Here is a 1,281-nt window from a genome sequence, read left to right as displayed (position 1 = left end):
ATACGAGATGACATTGAGTCCTGCCGCAGGACTTGCTGCAGCTGACCTCGTGGTGCTCTTCCGTAGCGCTGTGAAGCAGATCGCGCGCCGGCATGGGTATCACGCGACTTTCATGTGCCGTCCGCGCATCCCGAATGTCATTTCTTCCGGTTGGCACCTGCACCAGTCGCTCACCGGCCCGGATGGTGGCAACGTGTTCCGCTCCACCGACGGCGAGGACGTGCTTTCGCCAGTCGGGCGCTGCTATCTCGCGGGCCTGCTCGTACATGCTAGCGCTGCGGCGGCGTTCAGCACGCCGACGATCAACGGCTATAAGCGGTATCGCCCGTGTTCGAACGCGCCGGAACGCGCAATCTGGGGTCGCGACAATCGTGGCGTGATGGTACGGGTGCTGGGCATGCCTGGCGATACCGCGACGCGGTTGGAAAACCGTGTCGGGGAGCCGGCTGCTAATCCCTATCTCTACATGGCGTCGCAAATTGTATGCGGCCTCGACGGCGTCGATCGCGGTCTTGATCCGGGGCCGTCCGCCGACACGCCGTACGAGACGTCAGCTACGTTGCTGCCGCACTCGCTCGACGTGGCACTCGATGCCTTGTCGCAGAGTGCCTGCTTGCGGCGCGGCTTCGGTGACGCCTTCGTCGACTACTATCTTCATCTCAAACACGCCGAGCTTGCCCGCTTTCGGGCCGAAGTGACCGAGTGGGAGCAGCGAGAATACTTCTCGATCTTCTAACACCGCGGAGAAGTCGAGTCTCAAAATCCACGATGGGGTATGTTGATTCAAAAAGCCGTCCGCGGCACGAACACGAACCAGGGGGCCATGATGAAAATAAAACTTACAAAAATCGTGACTGCAGCAAGCTCGGGTCTGGTGCTAGCAGCACTTGCAACAGGACCGGCATTCGCCATGAACGGGCCGACGCAGACCAAGTACAATCTTGGATCTCTCGGCGAATACAGTATCAGTGGCGGTGTCGACGGATATGGTGTAGTTTACAACAATGGCACCGGAAATCTGTTCAACCAGAACCCTCAAAATGCTTCGGCCGGGCTAGCCAACGCACTGATCGACATCCAAAAGACGTCTGGACTCATTCAATTTAATTTTGAGGCCGGTGAATATACGTTCCCAATTCTGGGGCTCAAGACTCCCCTCATTTTCACACTGCCCCGAAAGTCTCGGCGAAGACGGGCAGGTCGGCGAGCATATCGGCGAATTTCTGGACCAGTGGCAGCAGGCGAGGCTCCGGCATGGTGGGGATGAGTTCGTATAGCATG

Annotated in this window: 1 pseudogene; it reads left to right on the top strand. The window is 58.4% G+C overall.

From position 1 onward, the window contains the following. Window positions 1–736 (top strand): annotated as a pseudogene (locus AiwAL_RS20190) (glutamine synthetase); the annotation flags it as partial. Window positions 737–1,281: the final 545 nt, after the last annotated feature.

The sequence above is a fragment of the Acidiphilium sp. AL genome (assembly GCF_025499445.1).
In the GTDB taxonomy this organism is placed as follows: Bacteria; Pseudomonadota; Alphaproteobacteria; order Acetobacterales; family Acetobacteraceae; genus Acidiphilium; species Acidiphilium iwatense.
This window is presented reverse-complemented; position numbering and strand designations above follow the sequence as displayed.